Source organism: Acinetobacter sp. 226 (genome assembly GCF_048147925.1).
In the GTDB taxonomy this organism is placed as follows: Bacteria; Pseudomonadota; Gammaproteobacteria; order Pseudomonadales; family Moraxellaceae; genus Acinetobacter; species Acinetobacter pecorum.
In genome coordinates this window covers 1-5,037 of sequence record NZ_JAYWYX010000056.1, presented here as the reverse complement: position 1 = coordinate 5,037, position 5,037 = coordinate 1, and the positions used below count along the sequence as shown (strand labels likewise).

General features: G+C 38.9%; 3 protein-coding genes. 1 reads left to right on the top strand and 2 read right to left on the bottom strand.

What is annotated here, in order from left to right; translation table 11 throughout:
• Positions 1-211: 211 nt before the first annotated feature.
• On the bottom strand, positions 212-667 hold the full coding sequence (locus VXP95_RS15170; RefSeq protein WP_064102037.1) for a hypothetical protein: 456 nt from the start codon (positions 665-667) through the stop codon (positions 212-214).
• A gap of 253 nt (positions 668-920) precedes the next feature.
• On the opposite strand from VXP95_RS15170, the gene mnmG reads away from it, so the two are divergent.
• The gene (gene mnmG / locus VXP95_RS15165; protein WP_416712335.1) at positions 921-2,801 is read left to right on the top strand and encodes a tRNA uridine-5-carboxymethylaminomethyl(34) synthesis enzyme MnmG; all 1,881 of its coding nucleotides are present in this window, start codon (positions 921-923) and stop codon (positions 2,799-2,801) included.
• A 52-nt stretch (positions 2,802-2,853) separates the two neighbouring features.
• On the opposite strand, the gene VXP95_RS15160 is transcribed toward mnmG, so the two are convergent.
• A partial coding sequence (locus tag VXP95_RS15160) for a tetratricopeptide repeat protein (RefSeq protein WP_416712334.1) occupies positions 2,854-5,037 on the bottom strand: 2,184 nt, incomplete at its 5' end.

Sequence of the window (5,037 nt, the reverse complement as noted above, 5' to 3'; positions counted from 1 at the left end):
TGGTCTGATTCGTCTTAAAAATTACTATTATGCCTTTGCTTTAACAGACTTTTTTGTTTTTTTGTCGTGTGCAGAGTATACATTTATAGATATATTTCGAGTTTAGCTTAGATGAATAAATAAGCAATAAAAACGAGCAAAATGCAGTCACTTTGCCCGTCATAACTTTTTCTTGTAATGCAGCCAGTTTATGGATAGGACTGCTTACATATTACATGCCGGGCTGTGTTTGAGAACCCTGTTGCATTGGTTGAGTATTGTTTTGTTGTTGCATACGCTGATTTTGCATTTGTGACTGATTCTGCATCATTTGTGATACAGGAGGGTGCGGTGGAGTAAAGCCTAAAGCACACTTACCGCTCATTTGTGTACCATTAATGGTCGCTGTGGCTGTGCCACTTGTGCTTGTACATGCAGTATAAAGTTCAGGCTCGTCACCTATGATAGAACTAGGATTACCGGCAGGGAAGAAACGTGGTTCACAGGTGCCATTAAAGAGAACCCCGCGTGTACTGTAACTGACTTGAGCACCTTGGGTTTTGCCTTTACAAACCTGTTGGTACTTTTGAGCATTATAACTGGTCGCAATTTTATCATTTGCGATAGCAGCAAATGGAGCAAGACATAAGCCACATAAAACAGTTGAGAGCAAAATATTCTTATTCATCTTCTATACCTTTGTTTGTAATGTCATCAATGTATAGATTAAAAAATATGCGAAATTAAACAATGTAAATCGAGTAAATTTTTTGGCTTATATGTTTAATTTATATAGTTACTCTGCAAAGTTAAATTACATTGCATTATCCAATTGCTATATAAAGGTTGTTATATCAAGATAAAATCGATTGAATTCGTCTACTTTAGAATGAAATTTGCTATAATGCCCAGCTATTCTTTTTATCTCTCAATTTACCACTATGCACTATCCTAAAGTATACGATGTTATTGTTATCGGTGGCGGTCACGCCGGTACGGAAGCGGCCTTAGCTGCGGCGCGTATGGGCCGACAGACTTTACTCTTAACTCACAACATTGAGACTTTAGGGCAGATGAGCTGTAACCCGGCCATCGGGGGTATTGGTAAATCGCATTTAGTACGTGAAATTGATGCCTTGGGCGGCGCTATGGCGCTGGCTGCCGATAAAGGCGGTATTCAATTCCGTATTTTAAATTCACGTAAAGGTGCAGCGGTTCGTGCCACTCGCGCGCAGGCTGACCGTGTGCGATATAAAGCCGCTATTCGCGAAACATTAGAAAACCAAGCGAACTTAGATATTTTCCAGCAAGCAGCAGATGACCTGATTCTTGAAGGCGATACTGTTAAAGGTGTTGTAACCCAAATGGGTATTCGCTTTGATGCGAAAACCGTTGTGCTCACCGCAGGGACCTTTTTGGGCGGCGTAATTCACGTGGGGTTGGAAAAATCCAGTGGTGGTCGTGCCGGTGATCCACCGTCTATTTCACTTGCCCATCGTTTACGTGAGCTGCAACTGCCGGTAGGTCGTTTAAAAACAGGTACACCACCACGGATTGATGCGCGTTCGGTTGATTTCTCTGTGATGACGCCACAGCCGGGTGATTTCCCGTCTCCGACCATGTCATTCATGGGGGATGCATCAATGCACCCTGAGCAGGTAAATTGCTATATTACGCATACCAATGAGCGCACGCATGAAATCATTCGTGGCGGTTTAGACCGTTCACCGATGTATACCGGGGTGATTGAAGGGGTGGGGCCACGTTACTGTCCGTCGATTGAAGATAAGATTCACCGTTTCGCCGATAAAGACTCGCATCAGGTTTTCCTAGAGCCTGAAGGTCTGGATACACACGAGCTTTATCCGAACGGTATTTCAACATCATTACCATTTGACGTTCAGTTTGAACTGGTACGTTCTATCCGTGGTATGGAGAATGCGCATATTCTTCGTCCGGGTTATGCGATTGAGTACGATTATTTCAACCCGCAAGCGTTGAAGTTCACGCTTGAAACCAAAGCGATCAATAATCTGTATTTTGCTGGCCAAATCAACGGTACTACCGGTTATGAAGAAGCAGGTGCACAAGGTTTGCTGGCAGGTTTGAATGCTGCACGTCGTGCATGGGATCAAGAGCAATGGACACCAAAACGTGATGAAGCGTATATGGGTGTACTTGTGGATGACCTGATCACATTAGGTACCAAAGAACCGTACCGTATGTTTACCTCGCGTGCCGAATACCGTTTAATGCTTCGTGAAGACAACGCAGACCAGCGTTTAACACCAATCGGTCGTGAAATGGGACTGGTGGATGACGAGCGTTGGGCTGCATACTGCGAGAAAATGGAAGCAGTAGAAAAAGAAACAGGTCGTTTGCAGCATCTGTGGGCAGCACCAAACAATCCAATGGGTAAAAAATTCGTTGAGATGACCAGTGCAGACCTGTCTAAAGAGTGTTCGGCAATTGATTTGTTGAAACGTCCTAATATTTCATTTGCTCAAATTGCAGAATTGACCAATTCTGAAGTCTCACCATTTGTCGGTGAGCAAATTGAAATTGCAGTGAAATATGCGGGTTATATTAACCGTCAGCATGAAGACGTGGCACAAATGAAACGCCTGGAAGAAACCCGTATTCCTGCTGATTTTAACTATGACATCGTGTCTGGTCTGTCTCGTGAAATTACTCTGAAACTGAAAGATGTTCGTCCTGAGACTTTAGCGCAAGCAAGCCGTATTCCAGGTGTAACCCCAGCAGCAGTTCAACTGGTTATGATTACAATTCGTAAGAATGCACAAGCAAAGAAATCTGCTTAAGATTTTGAAGTAATAAAAAACCCGCTTAGTGCGGGTTTTTTATTTGGGCAGTTTAATTATTTTCTACTTTAGCTTTTAGAAGTTCTAGAAGTTCAATAAACCATTGTTCATTGCGGACGTTATCTAAATCTTTATCTTTAATTATGTATATATAAGCATTATTTGGTAGAGTGTTATGCTTTTCTGCATGAAGTAGGTGTTCTTTGCATTGTTTGGGCTGGTTAGTGAGTGCATAGTAACAGGCTAAGTTATAAGTATGGTTAGGTTGAATTTTTAAAGCTTCTGTGAGGTAGTTTAGGGCTTTCTTAAAGACATCTTCATCTTGTTTAATTCGAGCGAGTCCTAAGAGAGCACTACCATAATTACCAAGGTTGTTTGGATGATCAGGCTGAATTTTTAAGGCTTTCTCGTACTTCTCAAAAGCTTGTTTAAAGAGCTCTTCATCTTGTTTAATTCGCGCGAGTCCTAAGAGAACATTACCATAATTGCCGAGATGTTCAGCATGATCAGGCTGAATTTTTAAGGCTTCCTCGTACTTCTCAAAAGCTTGTTTAAAGAGCTCTTCATCTTCTTTAATTTGAGCCAGTCTTAAGAGAGCATTACCATAATTGCCGAGATGTTCAGCATGATCAGGCTGAATTTTTAAGGCTTTCTCGTACTTCTCAAAAGCTTGTTTAAAGAGCTCTTCATCTTGTTTAATTTGAGCGAGTCCTATGAGAGCACTACCATAATTACCAAGGTTGTTTGGATGATCAGGCTGAATTTTTAAGGCTTTCTCGTACTTCTCAAAAGCTTGTTTAAAGAGATCTTCATCTTCTTTAATTTGAGCCAGTCTTAAGAGAGTACTACCGTAATTACCAAAGAAAAAATCATCCTTGAAATTAGGTTTTATGGTTAAACATTTCTCATAATAAAAAACTGATTGTTCTAAAAATGAATCTTTTAGTGTGTGAGTTAATGTAATAGCTACTTGAGCATAAGCTTGATAAAATTTAGGTTTTATTTCTATAGCTTTGTTAAAGTATTTCTCAAATTGCTTATCATCCTTTGTTAAAAATGATAAAGCTTTGCCAAGATGTGCGGAAGCTAATATTTTACTGACTGGTTCATGCTCTACATTTAATGAAGTGGTTTGATTAATAATAGTATCAAATTTTTTATGATGTAGTAATTCAGCCAATTTTATTGTAGCAATTGCAGGTTTGGCTTGATTTGTGATCTCTAAGGTTTTTTTTGTATCTTGAAGAATATCAACTTGATCATTTTTTGCTGAAAGAGGGAAATCATTAATAAGCTCGAAAACTTCTTGCATATGTTTAATAGGGTCTTCAAACATATTTGTAGGAAAGCATTTTAACTCCATTGCTAATTCTAATAAAAATTGATCAGCGTCTTGTTCTGCAATGAAATTTCTGTGATTGGGATTTGCATCAATAAATTTTTTGACATTCATATTGGGTTTTTTAGCGTAATCAACCCAGAATAAACGATGTTGGCCAATGAAACCTTCTTCGACAAGTTTGAAGAACGCATCAGCACCACCACTATAACCAATAAAAAGAGTCGGTGAAGTATTAATAGTAGTTTTAATATAGTTTTTTAATTTGTTGGCTTGAGCTTCAGTATCAATATCAGAATTGGCTAGTTGAAACCCACTCCATTGTCCATGTAGGTGAACAATAGATTGAGTCGGGATAGCAGAGAAATACTCTTCTGAAAGAACCTTTAAGTCATAGGTAGGAGGATAGAAGTTATCTAAGCTACATGCACGATTCAAAATATTATCGAAATTAAACGTAAGCACCTTTCCTAAATAACCATTTTTTAGCAGGCTAGCTAAAGCAATATGAGCCCAATTAATCTTTGCTTTAGAAATATGTTTTTCTATTAATGTTTTTTGTTCATGGGGTGTGAGTTTACTCATGCACACACCATAATCTTTTTTTAGCTCATCAGTTAAGTCCTTGAGATTGCCTTTGAATTTTTTATTGATTTCAGCAATCAGTTCACTTGCTAAAGGCATGCCTGCGCTTTTGGAGCAACCAGCACCTGTAAATACAATTACTGGACTTCCTTGTTTTTTGCTGTCTCTTAATGTTTTTGCAATATCTTTAACTGTGAAGCTCATTTTATAACTTATTAAAAAATATAATTTTTTATTCTCTGCACACGACAAAAAAACAAAAAAGTCTGTTAAAGCAAAGGCATAATAGTAATTTTTAAGACGAATCAGACC